Here is a 646-nt window from a genome sequence, read left to right as displayed (position 1 = left end):
ACGTACGGCGTGCCGGGGACCGAGCCGTCGCGGCTCCCCCCGACGGCCTCCAACGCCGACCGCTGCTGCGTGCCGGACGTGCTCGGGGCGAACTTCACGAGCACGTGGTCGGCCGCGGGTGTCGCGTTGTCGTTCGCGGGGAGCTTCGCCGCGGGGACGGTCCCGCGGTCATGAGGGCGGTCGGTCGAGGTCGGGTCCGGGGCCTCGGCCGTCGCGGACGCGCCGACCGCGGGTGAGGGCCCGGCGGCTGCGAGGACGAGACCGAGGCCGAGGGCCGTCGCGGTCGTGACGATGCGGCGGTACATGCAGTCCTCGGATCCCTCTGGGCGTCAGGTCGTGACGCGCGTCGGCCGTGCCCTCGGACGGTTGCCCGGGGTCACGTCGGCCTGGGAATCGTAGGTGATCCGGACGCGTGTCCAATCACGTGGTATCGGCCGGTGCTCGCATTCTCTTGAGCCGGCCGGCTCAGCGTCGGAAGTATCCGCTGACGTCCACGACGAGGTCGGTGGTGCCCACGGGGGTGAAGAAGGAGACCGTGCCGCCGGTGCCGAGCTTGACCAGGGCGAGGTTGGCGTCGTCGCGGCCGGGGACCAGGTTGATGGTGGACACGTCGGGCGGGTTGCCGGGTGCGGTGGGGTAGGCGCGG

General features: G+C 72.9%; 2 protein-coding genes. Both read right to left on the bottom strand.

The annotated features are described in order from the left end of the window. A partial coding sequence (locus ACXJKG_RS21360) for a hypothetical protein (protein ID WP_456847718.1) occupies window positions 1–305 on the bottom strand: 305 nt, incomplete at its 3' end. A gap of 160 nt (window positions 306–465) precedes the next feature. Next, window positions 466–646, bottom strand: a 181-nt coding sequence (locus ACXJKG_RS21355; protein ID WP_456847717.1) for a hypothetical protein, incomplete at its 5' end; no start/stop codon positions are given.

This window comes from Cellulomonas sp. P5_C6, from assembly GCF_054049635.1.
This window is presented reverse-complemented; position numbering and strand designations above follow the sequence as displayed.